The sequence below is a fragment of the Burkholderia sp. L27(2015) genome (genome assembly GCF_009765705.1).
GTDB lineage: Bacteria > Pseudomonadota > Gammaproteobacteria > Burkholderiales > Burkholderiaceae > LMUX01.
This window is the reverse complement of sequence record NZ_LMUX01000004.1, coordinates 112,486-137,218: the sequence shown is the minus strand read 5'-3', so window position 1 is coordinate 137,218 and position 24,733 is coordinate 112,486. Positions and strand designations below refer to the sequence as shown.

Below are 24,733 nucleotides of genomic sequence, written 5' to 3'. Positions count from 1 at the left end.
TGAAAAATATATTTAAAAAATGCATAGCATCGGAGTTTCCTATGCAGGTCTTTTTGACCGCTTTACACTTCTTCCCATTGAAGACCTTGAATATTGGAGCGGCGTCGATGGAAAATCACCCGTTGCGTTATTCGTTGCGCCAGTTGCGCTATTTCGTGGTCACGGCCGAAGCGCTGTCCTTCACGGCCGCCGCGAAGCGTCTGCACATCTCGCAGCCGTCGATCTCGACCGCGCTTGGGGACCTGGAAGTGTCGTTCGGCGTGCAACTCTTCATACGGCATCACGCAAGCGGTCTCTCGCTCACGCAAGCGGGACGCGATCTGCTCGGGCAAGCGCGCAATCTGCTGAAGATCGCCGAGGAACTGCAGACGACCGCAAAGGAAATGGATGGCCGCATGACGGGCTCCATCGCGCTCGGCTGTCTCGTCTCGCTCGCGCCACCGCTCATGCCGGCGCTGATCAGCCGGTTCACGAGCGAACACGCAGGCATTTCGTTTCGCACTGTCGAGGCACATCAGGACGGCCTCTTGCGGGGCCTGCACGATGGCTCACTCGATATCGCCCTCACATACAGCCTCGACCTGACAGAAGACATCGCCTTCACGCCGCTGCTCTCGCTGCCACCTTATGCGATCCTACCGAAGACGCATCGGCTCGCACGCGTGCGTAAGGTATCGCTCGCAGACCTCCTGCCCGAGCCCTATGTGATGCTCGATCTGCCGCACAGCCGCGAGTATTTCGCCGCGCTCTTCGATGCGGTGGGCAGCCGCCCCGTGCCGGCGTTCCGTTCATCGCAGCCGGAAGTCGTGCGCGGCATGGTGGCCAACGGTCTCGGGTATAGCCTGCTCAACTTTCCACTCAAGTCGAATCGCACCGTGGATGGCGAAGAGTTCGTCATTAAACGCTTCAAAGACAATGTCAATGCAACGATGCTGGGTATCGCACAATCGCGCGCGATGAAGCCGCGCCAGCTTGTGCATCGCTTTGCATCGTTCTGCGAAACCTATATCGAGCAACTGCACATCGACGCGTGATGCACACCGTGCAATCGTCTGCTTCAAGCCTGCGCCCGGTCTGCCCCCCGCCTGCACCCGCTGCATAGGTAAAAGCTTTGCTTTGTATCCAAAAACAATATTTTGACTTGGAATTTGGCTTGGTAGATTAATGTTCATATTGAGCGCCACGCTGCGAAGGGCGCGCTCATACTGTGATGAATCAAGGGGGACACCATGGTTAACCCGGCAAGGACGATCGCAGTGCAAGCGCTTATCGACACGCTGCGCACGGGTTGCGAACGGCCATTCAGCGATGCGCATGCAATGCCGCCCGGTGTCTACACGTCGCCTGAATTCCTCTCGCTGGAAGAGCACACTATCTTCGAGCGGGAATGGCAATGCGTCGGTCGCGCCAGCACGCTCAAGGCGCCCGGCGATTACTTGACGGCGCGCATAGGAGCGCAACCCATTGTCGTCTTGCGCGACGAACAGATGCAGCTCAAGGCCATGTCGAACGTGTGCCTGCATCGGATGTCGGTACTGCTCGAAGGACGCGGCAATGTGCGTCGCATCGTCTGCCCCTATCACGCCTGGAACTATTCGCTGGACGGCGCGCTGCAAGGCGCGCCGCTCATGGACCGGCAACAGAGCTTCTGCAAGGAAAGCTACAAACTGCCCGCCGTGCGGTGCGAAGAATGGCAAGGCTGGCTCTACGTGACGCTCGACGAAAACGCGCCGCCCGTGCATACGCAACTTGCCAGTTTGAGCGAGCTCATCGGCCAATACGGTATGTCGGACTACATCGAAACCTTCCATGAAGAGCATGTGTGGGACACGAACTGGAAGATCCTCGCGGAAAACTTCATGGAAAGCTATCACCTGCCGGTGCTGCATCGCGCGACGGTAGGACCGCATTCGCGGCTCCAAGACATGGAATGCCCGCCGGGCTATCCCGCCTTCAACTATCACTGGATCACGAAAGAAGCATCCTTGCCCATCGGCAATGCACATCCGGACAACACGCGTCTCACGGGGCATTGGCGCAAGACCACGGCGCTGCTCGCGATCTACCCGACGCATCTTGTTACGCTCACGCCGGGTTACTTCTGGTATTTGGTGCTGCAACCTCAAGGCGTGGGGCGCGTGCATATCCGCTTCGGCGGCGGGCTTGCGCCGGAGTTCATCACGGACCCCGAGGCCAACGCGCACATGACCACGTTGAAGAAACTGCTCGATGAGGTGAATGCGGAAGATAGACGCGGCGTGCAAGCCGTCTTTCGTGGCGTGCACGCGCCGCTTGCGAAGCCCGGCCACCTGAGCCATCTCGAACGCCCCAACTATGACTTCGCCCGCTACGTCGCTAGCAAAATCGTCGCGACGAAGCTCGACACACATTGATTACGACGCACCATCGACAGGACGCGATCACGATGTCAGACCCTTCCTTCATTTCGTTCTCGCGCGTGAGCAAATCGTATGACGGCGTCCAATACGTTGTCGAAGACTTGAATCTCGACGTGCGCAAGGGAGAATTTCTGTCGCTGCTAGGCCCGTCGGGCTCGGGCAAGACGACCACGCTCATGATGCTCGCGGGATTCGAATCGCCCACCCAGGGCGAGATTCGCCTCGATGGCCGTCGGCTCGACGATAAGCCGCCGCATCAACGCGACATCGGCATGGTGTTTCAGAACTACGCGCTCTTTCCGCATCTGACGATTGCGGAGAACGTCGCGTTTCCGCTCTCCGTGCGGCACGTGAGCCGCGCCGAGCAGAAGGCGCGTGTGAAGCGCGCGCTCGAGATGATCGAACTGCGGCATCTGGCCAACCGGCGTCCCGCACAGCTCTCCGGCGGACAGCAGCAGCGCGTGGCACTCGCACGCGCGCTCGTGTTCGAGCCTAGCGTCGTGCTGATGGATGAGCCGCTCGGTGCGCTCGACAAGCGCCTGCGCGAGACCATGAAATACGAAATCATGCGCCTGCATCGGGAGCTGTCGCTCACGATCGTCTATGTGACGCACGATCAGGCCGAAGCGCTGACGATGTCGGACCGCGTCGCCGTGTTCTCCGATGGCCGTATCCAGCAGGCCGCCATACCGAGCGAACTCTATGAGAACGCGCAGAACGCGTTCGTCGCTAACTTCGTCGGCGAGAACAACGGGTTGACTGGGCGCGTCGTCAATGCGGGAGAAGGCTGGGCGACGCTCGCGCTCTCGGACGGCAGCGTTATTCGCGGCCGCTGCGAAAATGGGCTGCGCGCAGGCGACGAAGCGATGCTCGCTTTGCGCCCCGAACGCGCGCATATCGCGAGCGCGGAGGGCACACACGCCGACGAACACAACAACCTGGTGCGTGCGCGCGTCGAGGAACTGGTGTATTGCGGCGATCATCATCGTGTGCACCTGACGCTCGGCTCGCACGATTCGATCGTCGTGAAAGTGCCCAACACGCAGCGCCATGCGCTGCCTTCGCCCGGCAGCGCGATCGAGATCGCATGGCGCCACGACGACTGCAAGATTCTCGCGATGAGTGCGCCGCGAAGCGCGCCTGCGATTCACGTATCCACACCGCCGTCACCTTCCATTCTCACGACCTCACCAGCAGGAGCCAACTGACATGCGCACTTTCATCCAAGCACAATGCGTTGTACTCGCCGTATTCGCATTCGCCACCGTGACTACCCAGGCCGCGGAGACGCTCTCCGTCGTGACTTTCGGCGGCGCGTATGAAGCCGCAGCCAAAAAGGCCTATTTCGAACCGTTCACACAGGCCACGGGAATCGGCTTCTCCACCGAATCGTATGACGGCGGCCTCGCGAAGCTCTCCGCGATGGAGCAGGCGAAGAACACCACGTGGGACCTGATCGACCTCGAAACCAACGATGCGATCACCGCCTGCGACGAAGGCCTCCTGATGAAGTTCGACAGGAAGACGATCGGCAAGACCAGCGACTTCATACCCGGCACGATCAGCGATTGCGCGGTCGCGAGCATGGTCTGGTCCACGGTCTACGCGTACGACGCGAGCAAGCTGAAGGGCACCCCGACCACCGTCAACGACTTCTTCGATCTGCAGAAATTCCCAGGCAAGCGCGGCCTGCGCAAGTCGCCGAAGGTCACGATGGAATGGGCGTTGATTGCGGACGGCGTCGATCCGAAGGACGTCTACAAGGTGCTCGCTACGCCCGCCGGCGTGGATCGCGCGTTCAAGAAGCTCGACACGATCAAGCCGAACATCGTGTGGTGGGAGGCGGGTGCGCAGGCGCCGCAGTTACTCGCAGACGGCGCGGTCGTGATGACGCAGGCCTACAACGGCCGCATTTCCGATGCCGCGAAGAAGGACAACAAGCCATTCAAGAGCGTCTGGGACGCGCAAGTCTACGACTTCGACTGGTGGGGCATTCCGACGGGCGCGAAGCACGCCGACGCTGCCGCGAAATTCATCGTCTTCGCTTCGCAGCCGAAGCAGTATGCCGACTTGTCGAAGTACATCGCGTATGCGCCGCCGCGCAAGGACGCGATTGCGCTCATCGACAAGCAGCGCCTCGGCGACCTGCCAACCGCTCCCGCGAACTTCGGCCGCGCATTGCAGATCAACGCGAATTTTTGGGCCGACAACTCGGACCAGATCAACAAGCGCTTCCAGGTGTGGCTGACGCAGTAACTCCATCGTCTGACGAGCGCCTAACTTGACTTGACTACCAGCATGCTCGCTTCCGCCCAAGGCACGGCCCCAGGCTCTCCGACGAGAGCCGACGGCCGTGCGTCGTTTCAAAAGGCGCGCCGCCGCGCATCGATGCAAGCGCTGTTGCTTGCGCTGCCGTTGCTCGTGTTTCTGCTGTCGACGTTCATTGCGCCGATCATGCTGTTGCTCGCGCGCAGCGTCGAGAATCACGAAGTGCCCGACAGCATGCCCGCGCTCACGCGCGCGCTCGATGCGTGGGACGGTCGCGGCGTGCCGGACGAACACATGTTCGCCCTGCTCGCTGCGGGGCTCAAACAGGCGCAGCAAAGCGGACAGCTCGGCATCGTGGCGCGGCGGCTGAACTTCGCTCAACCCGAGTTTCGTAGCTTGCTGATGCGCAGCGCGCGCCAACTGCCCGCCGATGCGCCGCCCGCGTGGAAACCGGCGCTCATCGGACTCGATGAGCGCTGGGATTCGCCGGAGACCTGGCGGTTGCTCAAGCGCGCCGCCGCGTCGCCGACGCCGGACTATCTGCTCGCCGCAGTCGATGCGCAAGTGACGCCGCAAGGCGCGGTCGCGTTCGTCCCGGACAACGCTTCCGTCTATCGACAGGCGTTCGTGCGCACGGTCTCAATCAGCGCCACCGTCACGCTGCTATGTCTCGTGCTCGGTTATCCCGTCGCGTGGCTGCTCGCGAACTTGCCCGCGAAAAGCAGCAACCGCCTGATGCTCCTTGTGATCGTGCCGTTCTGGACCTCGCTACTAGTGCGCACGACCGCGTGGTACGTGTTGCTGCAACCCGGCGGCGTCATCAATAGCCTGCTGATGGGCCTGGGTCTCGCCACGCATCCGCTGCCACTCATCTTCAACCGCGCGGGCGTGCTGATCGGCATGACACACGTGCTCCTGCCTTATATGATTCTCGCGATCTACTCGGTGATGAAGGGCGTGTCGCCGGTGTACGTGCGGGCCGCGCAATCGCTCGGGGCGCATCCGTTCACCGCGTTCGTGCGGATCTACGTGCCGCAGACGCTGCCGGGCGTCGGCGCGGGCTGCTTCCTTGTATTCGTGCTCGCGCTGGGCTACTACATCACACCTGCGCTGCTCGGGGGCGCAGGCGACGAGATGATCAGTCAGCTCATCGCGATGCAGACCAACACGCAGCTCAACTGGGGCCTCGCCGGCGCGCTCTCGGCCTATCTCGTGATCTTTACGGCGATCGTTTATTTCCTGTTCAACCGCCTGGTCGGCATCGACCGCTTGCGCTTCGGTTGAGTCTGGGTTGAGTGTCAATTAAAAACGCGCACATCGAAGGAACGACATGCCAGTTCAACGCAACAAGGTGCTGACGGAACGCATTGCGCAACGCTGGGTACGGCTGCATACCGCGCTCGTGCTGTTCTTCCTGATTGCGCCGATTCTCGCGATCATCCCGCTCTCGTTCAATTCGGGCTCGTACTTCTCGTACCCGATGCAGGGCTTCTCGCTGCGCTGGTACGAGCAGGCGCTCACGAGCGCGGACTGGCAACGGGCACTACTGAACAGCATGGGCATCGGCGCGGCTGCGACGCTGATCGCCACGTGTCTGGGCACGCTCGCTGCGCTGGGGCTCGCGCGCACCCAGTTTCCGCTGCGCTCACTGATCATGCCGCTCATCATCTCTCCGATGATCGTGCCGATCGTCGTCGTTGCGGCGGGCTTCTATCTGGTCTTCGCGCCGCTTGGCCTTGTGAACTCATATACCGGCGTGGTGCTGGCGCACGCGGCGCTCGGCACGCCATTCGTCGTGATCACCGTGACGGCGTCACTGATTTCGTTTGATAACAGTCTATTGCGTGCCGCTTCCGGGCTCGGCGCGCCGCCCTGGGTGGCATTCAGGCGCGTGACCTTGCCGCTCATCACGCCCGCGGTCGCGACCGGCAGCGTCTTCGCTTTCGCGACCTCGTTCGACGAAGTGATCGTCATTCTATTTATCGGCGGCCCAGATCAAACAACCGTACCGCGGCAGATGTGGAGCGGCATTCGCGATTCGATCGACCCGTCGATTCTTGCCGTGGCGACGATGCTGATCGTGTTCGCAGTGCTGCTCTTCGCGAGCATTAACTGGCTGCGCGGCCGCACGGCCGCCGCCAGCAACGCTCTTACCTGATCCATCGAGGGCCCCTGGGGGCGCCCTTCACGGGTTACCCAAACGAACGCCGCGAATGCGGCAAGACCGAGAACTCACTTTTGAGCAGCCAAGCCCCGCAACCACTCGCTGACCGACCATGCCGATCCTGATAGCCCTTATTGTGGTGTGCGCCGTAATCTACGGCGCAGTCCGCGCATTCAATGCGCTCGATGCACAGTTCGGGATCGCTGTCGCGCTCGGCGCGGCCGCCGTGGTCGCTCTACTGCTGGCGGTGCTGGTGGTCTGGCTGCTGCGACGTCATCGCGATGTCGCACCGAACGCAAGCTCGGGCACCTGGACTCACGTGCTTGAGCATAGCTGGGGGAGCTTGCGGTTTTCCGCCCCGCAGAGGCTGATGATGGTGACCTTGAACGCGGTCACCGGCAATTACATATTTGCCGACCTGACCGGCGCCAGCGTGCAGCAAGCCAATCAGGGCTGGAGCGTGACCATCACGGTCAATGACCGCACGCATCCGCAGTGGGTGCTACCCATGGATAGCCAGCGCGAAGCGCAGCGCTGGGCACGTGTCGTTCAATTGGCGATCGCGCAGAAATTACCAGGACGGTAGCGCGCTCGGCTGACCAGCGCCGCTAGCAGACCCGCTTTCCGCCTTCCACATCAAAGAAATGCAGCCGTTGTCGAGGCAGCCCCAGTTCTATCGTGTCGCCGCGCGCGGGACGATATTCGTGCGGCAGGCGAGCGACCACATCGTGACCGCCCCACCGTCCATAGGCCAGGTTGTCGGCCCCGAGCAGCTCGCAAGTATCGACCTGCAACGAGGTCCGCGCAGAACCTTCATGCGGCATCATGTGTTCGGGACGTACCCCAAGGATATATTCGCGCCCGGCCAGCACGCTTTCCCCCAGGCCTGGCGCGCCTTCGATCGGCAAGCTCACGCCGTCCGTTAGCTCGAAGCGAGTCAGATCGTGCGAAACACGCCCCGGCAGCAGATTCATGGCCGGCGACCCGATAAAACTTGCCACGAAGGTGCTAGCCGGACGCTCATAAACGTCTGTGGGCACGCCAATCTGCTCGGCACGCCCCTGGTACATCACGACAACGCGCTGCGCCAACGTCATCGCTTCAGTTTGATCATGGGTTACGTACAGACTGGTGGTGCCCAGCCTTGCGTGCAGGCGCTGAATTTCGAGCCGGGTGTGTACCCGCAGCTTCGCGTCCAGGTTGGACAACGGTTCGTCGAACAGAAATACGGCGGGCTCGCGCACGATCGCCCGGCCCATTGCCACGCGTTGCCGTTGGCCGCCCGACAGCTCGCGCGGACGACGCTGCAACAGCGCGTCGAGCTCGAGAATTTTCGCCGCGGCAGCCACCCGCTGATCGACAGTCGCTCGGTCCAGGCCACGGATCTTCAGTCCGTAAGCCATGTTCTGTTCCACCGACATGTGCGGATAAAGCGCGTAGTTCTGGAACACCATCGCGATATCGCGGTCCTTCGGCTCCAGCGTATTCACGACACGATCGCCAATCGCGATTTCGCCGGACGTTACGCTTTCGAGCCCCGCTACCATTCTGAGCAGCGTCGATTTTCCGCACCCCGACGGGCCCACCAGCACGACGAATTCGCCGTCGGCGATATCGATATCGATGCCGTGCAGCACCGTGTGCTTGCCATCGTAGGATTTTCGGACGTTCTTCAGTGACAGCTTAGCCATCGTATCCCCACACCACTAGCGGCGCATTCAAACCTGCAGGTTCATTTTTCGGCATCGACCAGCCCTCGGACAAACCAGCGCTGCATGACCAGCACCACCACCAGCGGCGGCAGCATCGTCAGCAGCGTGGCGCTGAGCATCAAGTGCCATTCAGTAGCGACGTCGCCACTGCCGATCATGCTCTTGATGCCCACCACAGCGGTCGTCATGGGCGCGACGTTGGTGATCAACAGCGGCCACAAATATTGGTTCCAGCCGTAGATGAAGGTAATCACGAACAGCGCGGCGATATTGGTCTTCGACAGCGGCAACACGATGTCGATGAAGAAACGCACCGGTCCCGCGCCATCGATGCGCGCAGCCTCGATCAGTTCGTCGGGCATGCTCAGGAATGTCTGGCGAAACAGGAACGTGGCCGTGGCCGAAGCGATCAACGGCAAGGTCAGCCCCGTATAGCTGTTGACCATGTGCAGCGACGACACCACTTGCACCGTGGGGAAAATCCGCACTTCGACCGGCAGCATCAAGGTGGCGAAAATGAGCCAGAACGCCAGTTGCCGGCATGGGAAACGAAAGAACACGATGGCATAGGCCGAAATCATCGACACCGCGATTTTTCCGATCGCGATCACGAGTGCCATCACCAAGCTGTTCAACAACATCACGCCGAACGGGCTGGCAGCCGAGCCGGTGCCGTGCTGCCAAACGTTGGCGATGTTTTCGAACAAATGAGTGCTCGGTACCAGCGACAAGGGCACGGAGAAAACTTCATGCTCATTCATCGTCGCGGCGCAAAACGCCACGTATACCGGGAACACCACCAGCAACACGCCAGCGATCAGCATCGCGTGGCAAAAGATATCAAGACCGCGCCGATTTTCTATCATGAGTACTGCACCCGGCGTTCGATGAAGCGAAATTGCAGCACAGTGAGTACGACGACAATGGACATCAGCACCACCGACTGTGCTCCGGAACTGCCGATATCCAGGCCTTTGAATCCGTCGTCATAAATTTTGTAGATCAGCGTGCGCGTCGACTGGCCGGGACCGCCGCCTGTCGCCGCATCGATGATCGGGAACGTGTCGAAAAACGCGTAGACCAAGTTGATGACCATCAGGAAAAAACTGGTCGGCGACAACAAGGGCAGCGCGATATTGAGAAACCGCCGTACCGGGCCGGCGCCGTCGATCGCTGCGGCTTCGATCAACGAACGCGGAATGGCCTGCAATCCGGCGAAGAAAAACAGGAAGTTGTAGCTGAACTGCTTCCACACCGACGCCAGCACGATCAGGAACATCGCCTGACCGCTGTTGAGCGCGTGGTTCCAGGAAATACCGAATTTGGCGAGCGCGTAGGTCGCCAGGCCTATGCTCGGATTGAACAGAAAGCCCCACAGCACCGCCGCGATCACGGGCGCCACCGCATATGGCCAGATCAGCAGCGTTTGGTAGATACCGCGCCCCCGCGTGACCCGGTCGGCCAACGCCGCAAAAAACAGCGACGTAACCAAGCCGATCACCACGACCAGGGCGCTGAACACCATGGTCGTGTTGAACGAGCTCAGATACAGCGGGTCGGTAAACAACTGCTTGAAGTTACCCAAGCCGACGAATTCGCTGGACGTGCCGAACGCATCCTGCGTCTGGGTCGACTGCCACAACGCCTCGCCCGCCGGCCATAGGAAAAATACGGCCGTGATCGCCAGTTGCGGAGCAACCAACAGGTAGGGCAGGAAGCTGACGCCGAAACGGGAGCGTTCTTGCATGATTAGCCGCGTCCGAGTTTAAGGTGCACTCAGTTGCCCTGGCTTTGGAAACGGCGCAGCAATTCATTGCCGCGCTGCACCGATTCATCGAGCGCAACCTTGGGCGTCTTCTGGCCGGACCACACTTCCTCGAGTTCTTCGTCGATCACGGTGCGAATCTGCGGCATGTTACCCAGGCGCAAACCTTTGGTGAAAGGTAACGGCGGCTTGTTCAACATTTGGCGGATTGCCGTATCCGAGCCCGGATTCTTATCGTAGAAACCTTGCTGGCGGGTCAGGTCGTAGGCGGCCTTCGTCACCGGCAGGTAGCCGGTGTCCTGATGCCACTTGGCGGCCACAGCCGGCGAGGTCAGGTAAGCGAGGAATTTGGCCACGCCACGATAGACGTTCGGATCCTTGCCCGCGATCACCCACAAGCTCGCACCACCAATGATGGCGTTTTGCGGCGCGCCCGGCACAGTGGCGTCATAGGGCATGAAGCCGGTACCGAACGAGAATTTCGCATACTTGCGGATCGTGGCAAGCGCACCCGACGAACCGGTGATAATGCCGCAGTCGCCGCTGTAGAACTTCGAGTTCGGTTCGTCTTTGCGACCGACGTAGGTGAACGTGCCCTGCTTGGCCATGTTGGCCAGGAACTGGATATGGGCGATTTGCAGCGGCTTGTTGAATTCAAGCACGGCATCGGCGCCGTCGAAGCCGTTGTTGCGCGTGGCAAACGGCAGGCCGTGCCAAGCACTGTAGTTCTCAAGCTGAATCCAACCCTGCCAACCGCTGGAGTAACCGCACGACATGCCCGAGGCCTTCAGCTTGGCTGCGTCGGCAGCCAGTTCGTCCCAGGTCTGGGGGGGCGTATTCGGATCCAGCCCGGCCTTCTTGAACGCGTCCTTGTTGTAGTACAGCACGGGCGTGGAGCTGTTGAACGGCATCGATATCAGCTTGCCGGTCTTCGAATCGCTGTAATAGCTGGCGATGGTCGGCACGAATGCATTTTCATCGAGCTTGACGCCGGCCTGCTGGAACACCTGCGAAACCGGGATCACGGCTTTCTTAGCGGCGATCATGGTGGCGGTACCCACTTCGTACACCTGCAAGATGGCCGGCGCGTTGCCGCCGCGATAGGCCGCGATGCCGGCGGCTAGCGTCTGGTCGTAAGTTCCCTTGAAGACCGGGACAATCTTGTAGTCGGTTTGCGACGCGTTGAAATCGTTCGCGATGTCGTTGACGCGGTCGCCGAGCGCCGCTTCCATTGCATGCCAAAACTGGATTTCCGTGGCGGCCAGGGCCGCGTGAGACGCGCCCAATAATAACGCCGCTCCCATTGCGATCGAACGCAAAAGTCTGCTCTTCAACATCTGACTACCCCTGTCATTGAATTCTGTGTCTGTGGTCCGACGCACCGCCCACGGCTATCGCACTGCGCCGGATGCCGTAGATGACGCTTGCCTGCACCCAAAAATTGGATCCAGATCGGAAGGAATGCAGAGATTACCGGCCGTTTATTACAGACCGGTGTCTTTGCACATCGAGAAGTCAGTCTACGAATTCAGTTGACTAATTCTGTCGATATGATTGCCGGAATTAAGCGGTTGTCCTGATCTCTGTTTAAAGATAGGCATCCGCATTTTTCTTTTTTTGGTCACTTCGTCCCCTCCTAATCATGACAATTTTATGCGTGTTGCATTGATAACACTTTGTCTGACAATTTTCAAGTTGACATCAATTTCGGTAAATCGATTTTATACACTCTGACCCCGTCGGGAACCTGTCCCATGCGGTTTGGCGGATTCTTTCAAGCTCGCGCTGTTCAAGCGGGCACGACATTTTTTAAATCAATTCAACCTATTCGCGACAATTTCGGGGTTATAAGAATGAAGAAGATTATTTTGGTGAGCGCTCTCGCAAGCGTATTTTCGATCACCGCACACGCACAAAGCACCGTGACCTTATATGGCATCATCGATGAAGCGGTTCAGTTCAATAGCAATGCCAAGAACACCGTGAACGGCGTCAATGTCGGTGGACGTCAGGTTACGTTGGATTCGACCAATGGCATCAACGGCAGCCGCTGGGGTTTGAAAGGCGCTGAAGATCTGGGCGGCGGCCTGTCGGCCGTGTTCACCCTCGAATCGGGCCTGAACCTGAACACCGGCGCCTTCGGTCAAGGCAGCACGCCGTTCGGCCGCCAGGCGTTCGTCGGCTTGCGCAGCACGCAATACGGTTCCTTGTTGCTGGGTCGTCAGTACGATCTGGTGAACGATTACGTTCAGCCGGTGACGGCGCTGGGATACTTCGGCAGCACGGCGTTCGAACATCCGGGCGACCTGGATAACACGAACAACTCGATTCGCGTCAACAATGCGATCAAGTATGCGAGCCCGAATTTCAACGGCTTGACGTTTGGCGCCGTTCTGAGCTTGGGTGGCCAGGCTGGCAACGTGACCGGCAGCGGCGGTTATTCGGCGGGTGCGGCTTACAACAATGGTCCGTTTGCCTTGGGCGTGGCTTACGATTACTTTAAAAATCCTACAGGCCCGTTCACCACGGCAACGCCGGGTACTACCAGCAGCGCCAGCAGCGGCTTTTTCACCGACAACGTGAGCGGCTCGAACGCACTGAGCGGCGCGCTGAATACCGGCTACCTCACCGCCAGTTCGTATCAGGTGGTGGCTGCAGGCGGTACATATGCAATCGGACCGGCGTTGTTCGGCGTGTCGTATTCGAACGTGCAGTACGCTTCGATCACTGCACTGGCAGGCGCGACGGCAATCTTCAACGATGCGGAAATCGCGTTCAAGTGGAGATTCACGCCGGCCTTCTTTGCAGGCGCTGCGTATAACTACACCAAGGGCAATAGCGTGCGTAACGCTGCAGGCGTGAGCATCGGCAACCAGCATTTCAACCAGATCGCTGTGATGGCCGATTACTTCTTGTCCAAACGCACCGACGTGTATGCGGAGGCTTCGTTCCAGAAGGCTGCGGGTACCAGCTCGACGGGTGGCGCTGCAGTGGCGGACATCGGTAACATCGGTGATTCGTCGAACAGCCGTCAGGCGCTGGTTCGGTTGGCCTTGCGTCACAAGTTTTAAGCCCGACCTCGTTTGAAACGCGCTTAGAAGTATGAAGACGGGGGCATTATGAGTCCCCATCCCCTAGAGTGAATAGAAGTGGCGGCTAGGTCGTGTGGGCTGAGTCCTGTATTGCATAGGACTCAGCCCTTTTAATTTGAGATTGAGACGTTCGCACTGCGTTGCATCGCGGTGCTAGGCTACAACCGTCCGGTGGCGTTGGCCGGTTGGTCAGTTTCGGCGCCTTTGCTCGCGGAGCCGGTCATCGGCAGACCGGTTGCCGGGTCGAGATTTTTGTCTTTGCTCAGACGCTCGATCAGCTCATCCGAAGGCTTCTGCGGAGGAACTGTTGCATTCTGCTCCCTCTGCCATTGGAACGTGCCGTCCCATGGTGGCAACTGCGCCGGCGGCAGGGGCACGATCTGGTCGATGTCAGGCACTTTCGGATTGTGACCGTCGTTGACGCGCATAAACTCCGCAATTGCACGGTAACGGCGTGCGCGCTCGGGATCGCCGGGGAGCCCCACGTACTCCATGTCGTCGCGCGACACCCTCTCTCCGAACCCAGACTCAAACACCATTGCCGAGATCATACTGCCAGCCTCCACCCCCTTCTGGAAGGCCTCGATTGCTTCGGGATAGCGTCTCTTCTTCGCGAAATAAATGCCCAATCTGCTAGCGCCGCGAGCATAGCCCTCGTCGGCTGAGCACCGGTACATCTGCTCCGCAATCTCTGGCGCGTTCTCCACGGGTTCTAAAATGTCGCCGACTTCAACCTGCGCCTCGGGGCTGCCCAGATCAGCGGCCTTGCGCAAATAGCGCAGCGCCTTGTATTTGTCCGGCTGCACACTATAGTCAAGATCGAGGTAACCGCTCATGTCGATGTAACCGTCCGGCACACCAGCGTTCATCAACCGCCCAACCAGATCGATGGTTTCCCGAGCAGGGGTGGGCGACGAGGCGGAATCTTTCCACACTAGCCGCTGCAGATTGTGCATGGCCTTGTAGTGGCCATGTGCAGCCGCGATCCGATAGTAACGGGCGATGGCACTCAAATCCTTCGGTCCGTCCAGCCCTTCCAGATAATGGCCATACTCAAAAAGCTCGTCGGCCTGTACGTCCAGCGGCGGCAGACGATCGGCTTCATGCGTGCACGTGAAAGGGAAACTGACGCGCACCGCGCTCATGTCAGCTTGAGACCACGCCTCCAGGCGACGTCGGGCAGTCTGGGCGCTTTGGGTTGTTGAGGCAGTCAGTGGCAAACCGGTCGCCGGGTCGAGGTCTTTATCCTTGCTCAGACGCTCGATCAGTTTGTCAGAGGGTTTTTGCGGCGGAGCCGCATCCTGCTCCTTCTGCCACTGGAACGTGCCATCCCAGGCGGGTAGCTTCGCCGGTGGCAGTGGCACGATCTGGTCAATATCCGGCACCTTCGGATTGCGACCTTTGTTGTTGTCAATGAAAGACCTGATCAGCTCGTATCGGCGTGCGCGTTCTGGGTCGTTGGGTAGCGCAAAGTAGTCCACGTTGCCTGGCGATAGGAGTCCTTTGAACCCACTCTCAAGAATAAAAGCCGAATCTGCATTGCCGCCTTGCACTCCCTTTTGGTGAGCGCTGACGGCGGCGGTGACGTTTTCATTCACCGCGTAGTACTCCGCCAAGTTGTTAGCGGCGTCCCCGTTGCCTTGTTCCATCGCACACGCAAGCATCTGCTTGCCGATCTCGCGTTCCGCCTTAATGAGCAAATCGCCCACATAGTTTTGTGCATCCGAGTTACCCATATCGGCGGCTTTACGGAGATAGCGGAGCGCGTTGCTGTCATCCTGCTTCATTCCATAGCCATAGAGCAGGGAGTAGCCCATGTCGTAGTATCCGGTTGGCACATCTTGCCTGACCGATTGCCCGATCAGATCAATGATTTCCTCACTACGGTTGGGCGATGCAAGCCCATCCGCCAACATCGATTGCAGGTTGTGGTTGGCCTTGTAGTGACCGTGGGCGGCAGCAATCCGGTAGTAGCGCGCAACCTCGTCAGAGTCGTTCGGTCCGTCCAGTTTTTGCAGGTAACGGCCATACTTGAACAACTGATCGGCCTCCGGATCGAGTGCCGGCAGATGATCCGATTCACGTCTGCATGGGAAGGCAAACTTGGTACGCACGACGCTCATGTCTGCTTGCCGCAGCATTTCGCTACGTGGCGCCGCCTGCCAGCGCCAGTGTGTATTTCTTGGTGGTGACGTGGTGGTCGACCGGAATTTGGCCGCTTGCGTCGATCACACCTTGCTTAACCAACACACCATCCGCGAAGAGCTTGTAGGGCATGCCTTTCGGTATGCTGCCCAGCGAAGCCGGCGCAGCCGCAGCATCGAGCATCACATGCTGCGTGGGCAAAGCGTTCGCCAGCGCCTGTTTGTGGACAGGGCTGGATGCCGCTGGCTCCAACCCCCAATACGCACACCGCTCGTAGATATCGCCCGGCGTACAGTATTCAATTCCGTTGGCGCTGATCCTGATATACGACCCGCCCGCGCCGATCCAGACTTCCTTAGCTGCCGTCAGGACAATCCTGTCTGCAGAACTGGTGATCGTGAAGTCCTTGAGCGCCGCAAGCGTCATCTCACCGCGTTGCGCCTGGACTTCTACCTTGCCCCTCGCGGCAAAGAGTTTCATGCCCCCCTTCTGCGCGAAGAGCGAGATGGCCTCACCCGCCGCGACCGTGAAATTATTCTGCACGCCGATGTCCGCACTGCCCCCTGCGTTAGCAATCAAGTTCTTGCCGGCCGACAGCTGCAGATGGTCCCCTGACACCAGACCAATGCCGTCCGGCGCACTCATCACCACGGCCGGGTACTCGAACCTCTTGAGGACGTTGTCCAGCACCTCCCGTTGCGCGGCAAGATCAGCGACGCCTGCTCGCGCCGATTTCGCTGCGGCGGCAAGTTCCTCCATCTGTTCCAAGGCCTGTTCAAGCAATTTGCGCGTGGACTCCATGTCCATTTGTTTGCCATTGGCCCCAGGCTGCGCATCGGCTGAGATCAGGATGCCCTTGCCGCTGCGCATCGCAAGGTGCTCGTCGGTGCGCAGTTCAGCCCCTTGCCCGCGCTCTTTGCTGTTGCCGTCGACCATGTGCCCGAGACTCAACTCGCTGGTCTGAAACGGTGTTGTCAGCCGGATATGCTCTAAGCCGTCTCGGTCCTCCATCCGCAGTTCGTTCTGCGCGACCGTGCGGATAAGGTTGCGGGTGTGGTTGAAGGTGTTGACCAGATCCGGATGCAAGCTATCGTGCAATGCGCCGACAATGATGGGCCGATTGGGATCCCCCAGCGTAAAAGCGATCGCGACCTCCGCGCCATCGATCAGTGGGAAGTGATGACCATAGTTGTCGCCGCTGAAGGGCTTTGAGCGCCGCACGGGCCGGCTTGTACCACCCGGGCTCCAGGCATCCAGATCGAACGGTAGCTTGATCACGTACCAGCCTTCCGGGGTCAGGTAGGCACGGGAATAGTCGCCGGGCGAGGTGATGCGTGCCGGCAGGAGACCTTTAATCACCGGCTGCGCCTCCGGATCGATGGGTGTGCGCCAGACGCGGTCCGACGGAATCGCCGTGAAGGTATTCCAGTACGCTTGGCGGCGGCCACCACTCGACTCGACCGATAGGATGAACAAACCGTGTGGTGCGTACGCAGGGTTGGGATCGATTTTCAATACTTCGCCGACCTCCAGAGCAAACGCGTTGCCTTCGCCCTTGAAGGTCGTCTGCTGGGCTAGATGAGCTTCATGGCGTAACTGTGCAATGCGTTGCCCTTCTTCCGGTGTCGCGTAGTGTTCGCCCCAGCGAGAGTCCACACCATTCGTGGTCGTGTCGTTGCGCGCGGCGTTTGCCTCGACGAGCAGAGGCACGTTTGCCTGTCGATGGTTGTAATCGTTCAACTGAACCGATTCCGGCACGCGCTGCATGCGACACTCAAGCGACTTGATGGCCTGAGCGCCTGCGCTCTCCAGACCCGACTCGCGTCGCAGCGGCACCGTTCTCTGGTTGCGTGCATACGCATCGAGGTCGTCACCGAAAATGATGACTTCTCGATTCTTCACCTGCTCGAAGCGAAACCAGATGCCTTCGTCCGCCGCGATGCGTTGGATAAACGCGAACGTGCTCTCATGGTATTGCGTGATGTATTCGTGACGCTTGTACTGCGCGCGCAACTGGAACTTGAAGTCAACACCGTCGCCGTAGCCGTAGTGGTTCAGCGTCTGCGTGATGATTTCCTGTACCGATTGCTTCTGAAACAGCCGGCTCTTCTTGCCGCGCGCGAGATCGGCCGTGCGCGGCTCAATCACCAACTTGTAGCGTGTCTGATCCGCCGACGTCTCGAACTGGACGAACTCGGTGACAACGCCATGTATCGTGCGCGCTGGCGGCATGTCGCTGAACTTTTCTGCATTCTCGCCAAACATATGACGCAGATACTCAGCGTTCGGATCAATGGTGTCGATGATGAATCTCGCGGGCCGCCCGAGCACTTTCTCCGTCGGGATATGGGCAACGGGACTCGTGAATTCGACCTCGTACCGATATAGCTCGCTGACCGCATCAAGGCCCGCAAATTTGAGCACCGAGAACGGCGCCGGATGCGGCGCGAGCTTTAACTCATATGCCTGGGACGGCAACACCATCGATTTCATAAATGAATTTTTCCCTAGTCGAAGAGACGCCCGCTAACACGGCGCGTCCGCGAGGATAAGCGATATTCTTCAAATAAATTGGGATGCGGATCGTGGCGAAACGCGGAGCAATATCGAGACGATATCGGCGCATTTGCGAAAATTTGGAAGACTCGTTTTCAGCGAAAGTCGAGAGCGTTGACCGCGACCGACATTCGATCGCTTACAGTTCGACCGAGCGCGTTGTCACGTATCTCAGGAAGATCGACATGCTGTGGGAGCGAGGTGGAAGACTGAAAAAGTCGGAGGTACTCGCAAGGATTTGCGACGACTTCAAGTTTCAGATACTCACTGGCACTTCGTCATAAAAAAAGAGATTGGACGGGTGTCCAATCTCTGAGGTGCACTTCACATTAGCGATTTTTTTCTCTTAACCATTCCCGCTCAGGGCAGGAAAAACCCGTCGCCTCGTTCAAGGAATCAGCCAGAGCGCCGCCGCATAAATCACGAGCGAGACAGCGAACGTAACCGCCGTGTAACCCATCACGCGCTGGATGCGTATCCCGGCGATCGCGACCACCGGCACCGCCCAGAACGGCTGCAGCATATTCGACACGTTCTCCGCCATCGCCACACCCATGGCGGTATGCGGCACCGAAGCATGCAGGCTAAGCGCAGCGGGCAACACGAACGGGCCCTGCACAGCCCAATGGCCGCCCGCACTGGGGATCAGCAACGTGATGATCAGCGAGCTCAAATAACTCCATACCGGCAACGTGGCTGGCGTGGCAATCGCGACGAACGCCTTGGCAATAACGGACGCCAGTCCCGTGCCGATCATGATGCCCATGATCCCCCCATACACAGGATATTGCAGCAGCATCGAGCCGGTTTGCCGAGCCGCCCCGCGTATCGCGTCGGCATAAGCAATCGGCGTACGTTGCAAGGCCAGGCCGATCAGCAGGAAGATCAGGATCGTCGTATTGATGTCGAGCTCGAAGCCCTTGCTGGACCACGTCACCCACAGATAACCCACGCCCAATGCCAACAAGAACAAAGTGCCCAGCATCGAACGTTCCACGCGCGACGCGAACGAGTTCGGCGTTGCCTGCCGCGCGTGCGAATCCTGCAACGCGCCCTCCTCGGCTTGCGTAAATGCAACAACATGCTCGGGCTTGGGGTGCATCCAGATGAAGATCACCATCATCACTACGACGACCAGCACGGTAGGAATGAGGACAAACGGCGCGAAAACGGTCTCATTCAAACCGATCACATTGCCGGTCGCTTTCTCGACCAGATTCAACGCATTGCCGTGCGACGCCTGCGACAGCGCGATCGAGCTCGACAGGCCGCTATTGCAGACCGACCACGCCGAATAGCTTCCGGCCACCAGCCACGCGAAATCCACTTTGACGCGCCGGGCGATTTCTCGCGCCAGCAAAGCGCCGACCACCAGCCCCAGCCCCCAGTTCAACCAGGCGGCGATCGCCACCACCGGAAACACCAGCAGCGCCGCACGCGTGGGCGTGTGCACGCGCGCCGCCAGCGCACGCAAGCCGCCCTGCACCACAGGTGCATCGGCAATGGCATAGCCGGTGGCGAGGATCAGGATCATCTGCAGCGCGAAGCCGAGGATGTTGAAGGTGCCGTTGTACCAGGCGGTGAGGATGTTCGGTATCGAGCCATGCGGTGCAAAGCCTGCCGCCACCAACGCGACCACCAGCGTGAGCCCGATCGACAAAACGAAGGGGTCCGGCATGATTTGTTCGAACGTGTAAACCAACCCCGTGACCAAACCTCGGCGCGGTGCAGCGGCGCCTGCAGGCACCGGTTCTCTATGTATCTTGTCCACTGTCTCGTTCCTTTATATTGCGAGCGGTGTCGACGCTCGCATTAATATTTTGCACCTGCTTTTCTGTCTTGCCGTGGCGGCCGCGCGAGAACGATCTCGCGCGCCGCCTGCTCCCGATTCAGATCCAGGTATCGAACCTGGCGGCTGATTCCGACGGTCTATGCCGGATGCATATGCCTGATCCTTAAACCCGCTCGATAATCAGCGCGATACCCTGCCCCACGCCGATACACATCGTGCACAAGGCATAGCGACCACCGGTACGAGCCAGTTGATAGGCCGCGGTGGTGACCAGACGCGCGCCGCTCGCGCCCAACGGATGACCGATCGCGATCGCGCCGCCATTGGGGTTCACATGGGCTGCGTCGTCGGGCAAACCGACATCGCGCAACACAGCCAGAGCCTGCGATGCGAATGCCTCGTTCAATTCGACCACATCGATATCGGCCATCGTCAGGCCTGCCAACGCCAGCACCTTGCGAATCGCATACGCCGGAGCAAAACCCATGATACGCGGTGCGATACCGGCGGTGGCCATCGCCACCACACGCGCTCGCGGCGTTAAGCCCAAGCGGGCAGCGGTCGCTTCGTTGGCGAGCAACACCGCGCATGCGCCATCGTTCACGCCCGAAGCATTGCCGGCCGTTACCGTGCCGTCGGGACGTACCACGCCTTTCAAGCGCGCCAATGCTTCGAGCGTGGTATCGGCACGCGGATGTTCATCCACGGCGACGATCTTCGGATCGCCTTTTTTCTGCGGCAGGCTAACCGGTACGATCTCATCGTCGAAGCGCCCAGCCTGCTGCGCCGCCGCCGCGCGTTGCTGGCTGCGCAACGCAAAGGCGTCCTGATCAGCACGCGAGACGCCGAATTGGTCCGCCACGTTTTCACCGGTCTCGGGCATCGTATCGACGCCGTACTGCCCTTTGAGCCGAGGGTTGATAAAGCGCCACCCGAGCGTGGTGTCCTCCATCTTCATCGACCGCGAAAACGCCGTATCCGCCTTGCCGACCACGAAAGGCGCGCGCGACATGCTTTCCACGCCGCCGGCAATCAGCAACCCGGCTTCGCCCGCTTTGATCGCACGCGCAGCCGTGCCGATCGCGTCCATGCTGGAGCCGCACAGGCGGTTCACCGTACTGCCCGGCACTTCCACCGGCAAGCCGGCCAACAGGCCGGCCATGCGCGCGACGTTGCGATTGTCTTCCCCGGCCTGGTTGGCGCAACCGTAAATCACGTCTTCGACCGCCGCCCAGTCCAGCGAGGGATGACGCTCCATCAGCGCCTTGATCGGCAGCGCCGCCAGATCGTCGGCGCGCACGCTAGCCAGGGCGCCGCCATAGCGGCCGAACGGGGTGCGAACCGCGTCGCAAATAAAAGCGTGTTCCATGGTATTTCCTTTGGTGCTTCCTTGCATGTTCCCTTAGGCGGACTGCACGAGCGGCAAACCCGCCAGGCGCTGCAGTTCTTCAAAGTCCAACCCATCGACCATCTCACGCACGAGCAAACCCTCGGGCGTGATGTCGATGATGGCCAGATCGGTATAAACACGATCGACGCAGGCAATCCCGGTAAGCGGGTAAGCACATTGCTCGACCAGCTTGGATTCCCCGGACTTGGTGAGCAACTCCATCATCACGAATACTTGCTTGGCGCCGATTGCCAGATCCATCGCACCACCAACGGCGGGGATGGCACCCGGCGCACCGGTATGCCAGTTCGCCAGATCGCCACGCCGCGATACCTGAAACGCGCCGAGCACGCAGATATCGAGGTGACCGCCGCGCATCATCGCAAACGAATCGCCGTGGTGAAAAAAGCTGCCGCCCGGGAGCAGCGTGACCGGCTCCTTGCCGGCGTTGATCAACTCGGGATCTTCCTCGCCCGGGGCGGGCGCTGGCCCCATGCCCAGCAGGCCGTTCTCGCTGTGCAGGAAGATTTCCCGCTCCTGCGGCAAGTAGTTGGCCACCCGGGTGGGCAGACCGATCCCCAGGTTGACGTAAGCCCCTTCAGGGATATCGCGGGCTACACGGGCAGCCATTTGATCGCGGTTCAGTCGGTTCATAGCGGTTCTCTCTCAGGCCGGAGTGGTTTGCACGACGCGCTGGACGAAGATGCCCGGGGTAATGATCGTCTCGGGGTCCAGCTCGCCGAGGGCCACGATTTGGCGTACCTGAGCGATGGTGCAGCGCGCAGCCGCCGCCATGATCGGCCCGAAGTTGCGGGCGGCCTTGCGGTACACCAGATTGCCCCAGCGGTCCCCGCGCTCGGCTTTGATCAGCGCGAAATCGGCTGTGATCGGGTACTCGAGCACGTAATGGCGGCCATTGATTTCACGAGTCTCTTTGCCCTCGGCCAGCAAGGTGCCGTAGCCGGTCGGCGTGAAGATCGCGCCCAGCCCGGCGCCGGCAGCCTCGATGCGCGCCGCCAGATTGCCTTGGGGCACCAGTTCGAGTTCGAGTTCGCCGGCTCGATACAGTGCGTCGAAAACCTGCGAGTCGGACTGGCGAGGAAACGAACAGATGATTTTGCGTACCCGTTTGGCCTTCAGCAGCGCAGCCAAACCTACCTCGCCGTTACCGGCGTTGTTGTTGACGATGGTCAGGTCGCGGGCGCCGTGCGCAATCAGCGCATCGATGAGTTCAGAAGGCATGCCGGCGGTACCGAACCCGCCAATCATCACAGTGGCGCCGTCTTGAATAACGCTGACGGCCGCCTCCAGCGAAGCAACGGTTTTATCGATCATGGTTCTCTCTTTCCAATTGAGCAGGGTGCGCAGAGGGCAAACGCAAGCACCGTGCAACGCGTGGCTGGACAAACCACTGCAAAGCGATACTATTGCGTTGTGCGATAAACGAACATTCATCCGATCAACGCACGGTCAATTTAAGATAAGAACCGATACAAGGTCAATCCGGTGCGCGCAAATTGCGTGCGGTGATCGAACAAACCTGGAACAAAAACCGGAACAACCCGGTTCAAAAAGAGGAGCCGCGCATGTCCACCGCAAAGCCGCGCATAAGGCGTACGGACGCCCCAAACCCCGTTGCGCAATCGATCGCTGCGCCCAGCGATCGGGATGAAATCGTGCAGGACCTTAGCGGGCAGAACGACAGCGCGATGCCGGACGTTGGCCTAGCCAGCGACGAAAGCGCTCCGGTCAGCGACCCGAACTACATGACGTCGCTCGCACGCGGTCTGGCGGTAATTCAAGCGTTCAGTCCGCAGCGCCGTAGCTTGTCGATCTCGCAGATCAGCCAGAAAACGGGGATCCCGCGCGCGGCAGTCAGACGCTGCCTTCATACCTTGAGCCTGCTCGGTTTTGTCGCGGCCGACGACGCGCGTAACTTCGTGCTGCGCCCACGCATCCTGTCGCTGGGGCATGCCTATCTGGCGTCGACGCCGTTGGCCAAAGCGGCGCAGCCGGTTCTGCGGCACGTGAGCAGCGTATTGAGCGAATCGTGTTCGATTGCACTGCTGGACGGTGACGACATCCTTTATATCGCACGCGCCTCGACCTCGCGCATCATGACGATAGACCTCGATATCGGCAGCCGCCTGCCCGCGAGTTGCACATCGATGGGTCGCGTCATGCTCAGCCAGCTCGACCGTGCCTCGATCGACGCGCATCTGGCGCGCGTCAAACTCGTTCAGTACACCGCGAACACACTGATAACGCCCGCGGCGTTGCGGCGCGAGCTTGAAAAAGTGCGGGAGCAAGGCTATGCCGTGATCGATCAGGAACTGGAGATCGGGCTGCGCTCGATCGCGGTGCCTATCATCGATTCATCCGGCAAAACCGTGGCGGCGATCAATGTCGGCGCGCACGCGGGACGCGCGTCGGTACAGGACATGACAGAGCGCTTTTTGCCCGTGTTGAACGACGCCGCGCGCGAACTGACGTTGTTGGTGGGATAAGAAGCGGTGGGATAAAGAGGCACGACACCGCAGATCAACGCGCCGCCACGCTCACACGCACGCGAGCGCTTCGCGACGCTCGGGTGCCGCGAGCTGGCGCAATGCGGCGATCGTATTCACGCACGCCTGTGCCACCTCAGCACCTTTGACGACAAAGTGTTGCGAGAAAAACTGTTGATGTTCCTCATGCCCATGGAAATGATGCGGCGTGAGCACCGCCGAAAACACCGGTACTTCTGTTTCCAGTTGGACCTGCATCAGGCCACTGACCACCGACTGTGCGACGAAGTCATGGCGATAGATTCCGCCGTCGACCACGAGGCCAGCGCCGACGATGCCGGCATAGCGCCCGCTTTTGGCCAGCAACTTGGCATGCAAGGGAATTTCGAATGCGCCCGGCACTTCGAACAGATCGATTTGCGAGCGTGCATAGCCGGCGCGTTCCATTTCGGCCAGGAACGAATCCCGGCATTGGTCGACGATATCGCGGTGCCAGCAAGCCTGGATAAAAGCGATGCGGCCGTTATGTTCGGGACGTTGGGTGTTCATCATGAAGCTCCTGTTTTCAATGCAAAAACAGGGCGTATGGGGACGCGCGAGCACCTCGGCCCAAATGGCCCGAGCACCTGCGGAAGGTCCCGCTCTCTCTTTATCCGGACTATACCGTCGGCCCCGGAATCACACCGGGTCTGCTGACCTTGCGGCATACCGCCACAAGCGCTCGCGGGCTATGCGTCGTGACGCAATTACCGCCGGTGGGGAATCGCACCCCGCCCTGAGAACGTTGCGACGAGGTGAATCGCCGCGGGAAGAAAATTATCAGCAATATCGAGATGCCGCAAGCATGCCCTGGCAGCGGGTAGGGCTTAATTCGAGGGTTGATCAGCCCCGCGCGGTTCGTCGGACGACGGCACCGTATCGCCTGGAATCGAAGCTGCGTTAA

The 24,733-nt window shown here is 60.0% G+C and carries 20 protein-coding genes and 1 riboswitch; of the genes, 9 read left to right on the top strand and 11 right to left on the bottom strand.

The features are described 5' to 3' along the window. Positions 1 to 107: 107 nt before the first annotated feature. The 7 genes from GSQ77_RS01050 (at position 108) to GSQ77_RS01020 (ending at position 7,417) form a co-directional block, all read left to right on the top strand. Positions 108 to 1,034, top strand: coding sequence for a LysR family transcriptional regulator (locus tag GSQ77_RS01050; protein WP_158898390.1), 927 nt, complete (start codon positions 108 to 110; stop codon positions 1,032 to 1,034). A gap of 195 nt (positions 1,035 to 1,229) precedes the next feature. Further along, positions 1,230 to 2,393, top strand: a complete 1,164-nt coding sequence (locus tag GSQ77_RS01045; RefSeq protein ID WP_158898144.1) for an SRPBCC family protein — start codon at positions 1,230 to 1,232, stop codon at positions 2,391 to 2,393. A gap of 32 nt (positions 2,394 to 2,425) precedes the next feature. Further along, a complete protein-coding gene (locus GSQ77_RS01040; protein ID WP_158898142.1) occupies positions 2,426 to 3,607 on the top strand; it encodes an ABC transporter ATP-binding protein in 1,182 nt (393 codons plus the stop codon). A 1-nt stretch (position 3,608) separates the two neighbouring features. Beyond that, positions 3,609 to 4,655 carry an ABC transporter substrate-binding protein gene (locus GSQ77_RS01035; RefSeq protein WP_158898140.1) on the top strand — a complete coding sequence of 349 codons (1,047 nt, stop codon included), beginning with the start codon at positions 3,609 to 3,611 and terminating at the stop codon, positions 4,653 to 4,655. A 42-nt stretch (positions 4,656 to 4,697) separates the two neighbouring features. Beyond that, positions 4,698 to 5,951 carry an ABC transporter permease gene (locus GSQ77_RS01030; protein ID WP_158898138.1) on the top strand — a complete coding sequence of 418 codons (1,254 nt, stop codon included), beginning with the start codon at positions 4,698 to 4,700 and terminating at the stop codon, positions 5,949 to 5,951. A 46-nt stretch (positions 5,952 to 5,997) separates the two neighbouring features. Continuing rightward, entirely contained in the window at positions 5,998 to 6,825 is an 828-nt protein-coding gene (locus GSQ77_RS01025) for an ABC transporter permease (RefSeq protein ID WP_158898136.1), read from the top strand. A 118-nt stretch (positions 6,826 to 6,943) separates the two neighbouring features. Continuing rightward, complete coding sequence (locus GSQ77_RS01020) at positions 6,944 to 7,417, top strand: hypothetical protein (protein WP_158898134.1); 474 nt, start codon at positions 6,944 to 6,946, stop codon at positions 7,415 to 7,417. Between the two features lie 22 nt (positions 7,418 to 7,439). On the opposite strand, the gene GSQ77_RS01015 is transcribed toward GSQ77_RS01020, so the two are convergent. From GSQ77_RS01015 to ugpB, 4 genes are read right to left on the bottom strand one after another with little or no spacing between them, the layout of a single operon-like run. Next, the gene (locus tag GSQ77_RS01015) at positions 7,440 to 8,522 is read right to left on the bottom strand and encodes a sn-glycerol-3-phosphate import ATP-binding protein UgpC (RefSeq protein WP_158898132.1); all 1,083 of its coding nucleotides are present in this window, start codon (positions 8,520 to 8,522) and stop codon (positions 7,440 to 7,442) included. A 41-nt stretch (positions 8,523 to 8,563) separates the two neighbouring features. Next, positions 8,564 to 9,409 (bottom strand): sn-glycerol-3-phosphate ABC transporter permease UgpE, encoded by an 846-nt coding sequence (gene ugpE, locus GSQ77_RS01010; protein WP_158898130.1) that lies wholly within the window; start codon positions 9,407 to 9,409, stop codon positions 8,564 to 8,566. Then, positions 9,406 to 10,290 (bottom strand): sn-glycerol-3-phosphate ABC transporter permease UgpA, encoded by an 885-nt coding sequence (ugpA, locus tag GSQ77_RS01005; protein ID WP_158898128.1) that lies wholly within the window; start codon positions 10,288 to 10,290, stop codon positions 9,406 to 9,408. The genes ugpE and ugpA overlap by 4 nt, the downstream gene beginning before the upstream one ends. A gap of 29 nt (positions 10,291 to 10,319) precedes the next feature. Continuing rightward, positions 10,320 to 11,645 (bottom strand): sn-glycerol-3-phosphate ABC transporter substrate-binding protein UgpB, encoded by a 1,326-nt coding sequence (gene ugpB, locus GSQ77_RS01000; RefSeq protein WP_158898126.1) that lies wholly within the window; start codon positions 11,643 to 11,645, stop codon positions 10,320 to 10,322. Positions 11,646 to 12,161: 516 nt separating this feature from the next. Here ugpB and GSQ77_RS00995 point away from each other — a divergent pair. Next, complete coding sequence (locus GSQ77_RS00995) at positions 12,162 to 13,379, top strand: porin (RefSeq protein WP_158898124.1); 1,218 nt, start codon at positions 12,162 to 12,164, stop codon at positions 13,377 to 13,379. A gap of 179 nt (positions 13,380 to 13,558) precedes the next feature. Here the strand turns inward: GSQ77_RS00995 and GSQ77_RS00990 are convergent, their stop codons facing one another. The 6 genes from GSQ77_RS00990 to GSQ77_RS00965 form a co-directional block, all read right to left on the bottom strand. After that, positions 13,559 to 15,523, bottom strand: a complete 1,965-nt coding sequence (locus tag GSQ77_RS00990; protein ID WP_254067399.1) for a DUF6396 domain-containing protein — start codon at positions 15,521 to 15,523, stop codon at positions 13,559 to 13,561. Between the two features lie 22 nt (positions 15,524 to 15,545). Continuing rightward, positions 15,546 to 18,038 carry a type VI secretion system Vgr family protein gene (locus GSQ77_RS00985; RefSeq protein ID WP_158898120.1) on the bottom strand — a complete coding sequence of 831 codons (2,493 nt, stop codon included), beginning with the start codon at positions 18,036 to 18,038 and terminating at the stop codon, positions 15,546 to 15,548. Positions 18,039 to 18,489: 451 nt separating this feature from the next. Next, entirely contained in the window at positions 18,490 to 19,863 is a 1,374-nt protein-coding gene (locus GSQ77_RS00980; RefSeq protein ID WP_158898388.1) for a TIGR00366 family protein, read from the bottom strand. Between the two features lie 193 nt (positions 19,864 to 20,056). Further along, positions 20,057 to 21,262, bottom strand: a complete 1,206-nt coding sequence (gene pcaF / locus GSQ77_RS00975; RefSeq protein ID WP_158898118.1) for a 3-oxoadipyl-CoA thiolase — start codon at positions 21,260 to 21,262, stop codon at positions 20,057 to 20,059. A gap of 33 nt (positions 21,263 to 21,295) precedes the next feature. After that, positions 21,296 to 21,937 carry a 3-oxoacid CoA-transferase subunit B gene (locus GSQ77_RS00970; protein ID WP_158898116.1) on the bottom strand — a complete coding sequence of 214 codons (642 nt, stop codon included), beginning with the start codon at positions 21,935 to 21,937 and terminating at the stop codon, positions 21,296 to 21,298. A 12-nt stretch (positions 21,938 to 21,949) separates the two neighbouring features. After that, positions 21,950 to 22,618: a 3-oxoacid CoA-transferase subunit A gene (locus tag GSQ77_RS00965; RefSeq protein ID WP_158898114.1), complete on the bottom strand. Its 669-nt coding sequence runs from the start codon at positions 22,616 to 22,618 to the stop codon at positions 21,950 to 21,952. Positions 22,619 to 22,869: 251 nt separating this feature from the next. Between GSQ77_RS00965 and GSQ77_RS00960 the strand changes: the two genes are divergently transcribed. Further along, positions 22,870 to 23,790, top strand: coding sequence for an IclR family transcriptional regulator C-terminal domain-containing protein (locus tag GSQ77_RS00960; protein WP_254067397.1), 921 nt, complete (start codon positions 22,870 to 22,872; stop codon positions 23,788 to 23,790). A gap of 51 nt (positions 23,791 to 23,841) precedes the next feature. On the opposite strand, the gene GSQ77_RS00955 is transcribed toward GSQ77_RS00960, so the two are convergent. Continuing rightward, the gene (locus GSQ77_RS00955) at positions 23,842 to 24,342 is read right to left on the bottom strand and encodes a 6,7-dimethyl-8-ribityllumazine synthase (RefSeq protein ID WP_158898112.1); all 501 of its coding nucleotides are present in this window, start codon (positions 24,340 to 24,342) and stop codon (positions 23,842 to 23,844) included. Between the two features lie 84 nt (positions 24,343 to 24,426). Continuing rightward, positions 24,427 to 24,577, bottom strand: a riboswitch (FMN riboswitch). Between the last annotated feature and the right edge of the window lie 156 nt (positions 24,578 to 24,733).

What these genes read in the sequence shown, in the direction of transcription:
- GSQ77_RS01050 (WP_158898390.1), top strand. Translation starts at nt 108, where the DNA reads ATGGAAAATCACCCGTTGCGTTATTCGTTGCGCCAGTTGCGCTATTTC.
- GSQ77_RS01045 (WP_158898144.1), top strand. Translation starts at nt 1,230, where the DNA reads ATGGTTAACCCGGCAAGGACGATCGCAGTGCAAGCGCTTATCGACACG.
- GSQ77_RS01040 (WP_158898142.1), top strand. Translation starts at nt 2,426, where the DNA reads ATGTCAGACCCTTCCTTCATTTCGTTCTCGCGCGTGAGCAAATCGTAT.
- GSQ77_RS01035 (WP_158898140.1), top strand. Translation starts at nt 3,609, where the DNA reads ATGCGCACTTTCATCCAAGCACAATGCGTTGTACTCGCCGTATTCGCA.
- GSQ77_RS01030 (WP_158898138.1), top strand. Translation starts at nt 4,698, where the DNA reads ATGCTCGCTTCCGCCCAAGGCACGGCCCCAGGCTCTCCGACGAGAGCC.
- GSQ77_RS01025 (WP_158898136.1), top strand. Translation starts at nt 5,998, where the DNA reads ATGCCAGTTCAACGCAACAAGGTGCTGACGGAACGCATTGCGCAACGC.
- GSQ77_RS01020 (WP_158898134.1), top strand. Translation starts at nt 6,944, where the DNA reads ATGCCGATCCTGATAGCCCTTATTGTGGTGTGCGCCGTAATCTACGGC.
- GSQ77_RS01015 (WP_158898132.1), bottom strand. Translation starts at nt 8,522, where the DNA reads ATGGCTAAGCTGTCACTGAAGAACGTCCGAAAATCCTACGATGGCAAG.
- ugpE (WP_158898130.1), bottom strand. Translation starts at nt 9,409, where the DNA reads ATGATAGAAAATCGGCGCGGTCTTGATATCTTTTGCCACGCGATGCTG.
- ugpA (WP_158898128.1), bottom strand. Translation starts at nt 10,290, where the DNA reads ATGCAAGAACGCTCCCGTTTCGGCGTCAGCTTCCTGCCCTACCTGTTG.
- ugpB (WP_158898126.1), bottom strand. Translation starts at nt 11,645, where the DNA reads ATGTTGAAGAGCAGACTTTTGCGTTCGATCGCAATGGGAGCGGCGTTA.
- GSQ77_RS00995 (WP_158898124.1), top strand. Translation starts at nt 12,162, where the DNA reads ATGAAGAAGATTATTTTGGTGAGCGCTCTCGCAAGCGTATTTTCGATC.
- GSQ77_RS00990 (WP_254067399.1), bottom strand. Translation starts at nt 15,523, where the DNA reads ATGAGCGTCGTGCGTACCAAGTTTGCCTTCCCATGCAGACGTGAATCG.
- GSQ77_RS00985 (WP_158898120.1), bottom strand. Translation starts at nt 18,038, where the DNA reads ATGAAATCGATGGTGTTGCCGTCCCAGGCATATGAGTTAAAGCTCGCG.
- pcaF (WP_158898118.1), bottom strand. Translation starts at nt 21,262, where the DNA reads ATGGAACACGCTTTTATTTGCGACGCGGTTCGCACCCCGTTCGGCCGC.
- GSQ77_RS00970 (WP_158898116.1), bottom strand. Translation starts at nt 21,937, where the DNA reads ATGAACCGACTGAACCGCGATCAAATGGCTGCCCGTGTAGCCCGCGAT.
- GSQ77_RS00965 (WP_158898114.1), bottom strand. Translation starts at nt 22,618, where the DNA reads ATGATCGATAAAACCGTTGCTTCGCTGGAGGCGGCCGTCAGCGTTATT.
- GSQ77_RS00960 (WP_254067397.1), top strand. Translation starts at nt 22,870, where the DNA reads ATGTCCACCGCAAAGCCGCGCATAAGGCGTACGGACGCCCCAAACCCC.
- GSQ77_RS00955 (WP_158898112.1), bottom strand. Translation starts at nt 24,342, where the DNA reads ATGATGAACACCCAACGTCCCGAACATAACGGCCGCATCGCTTTTATC.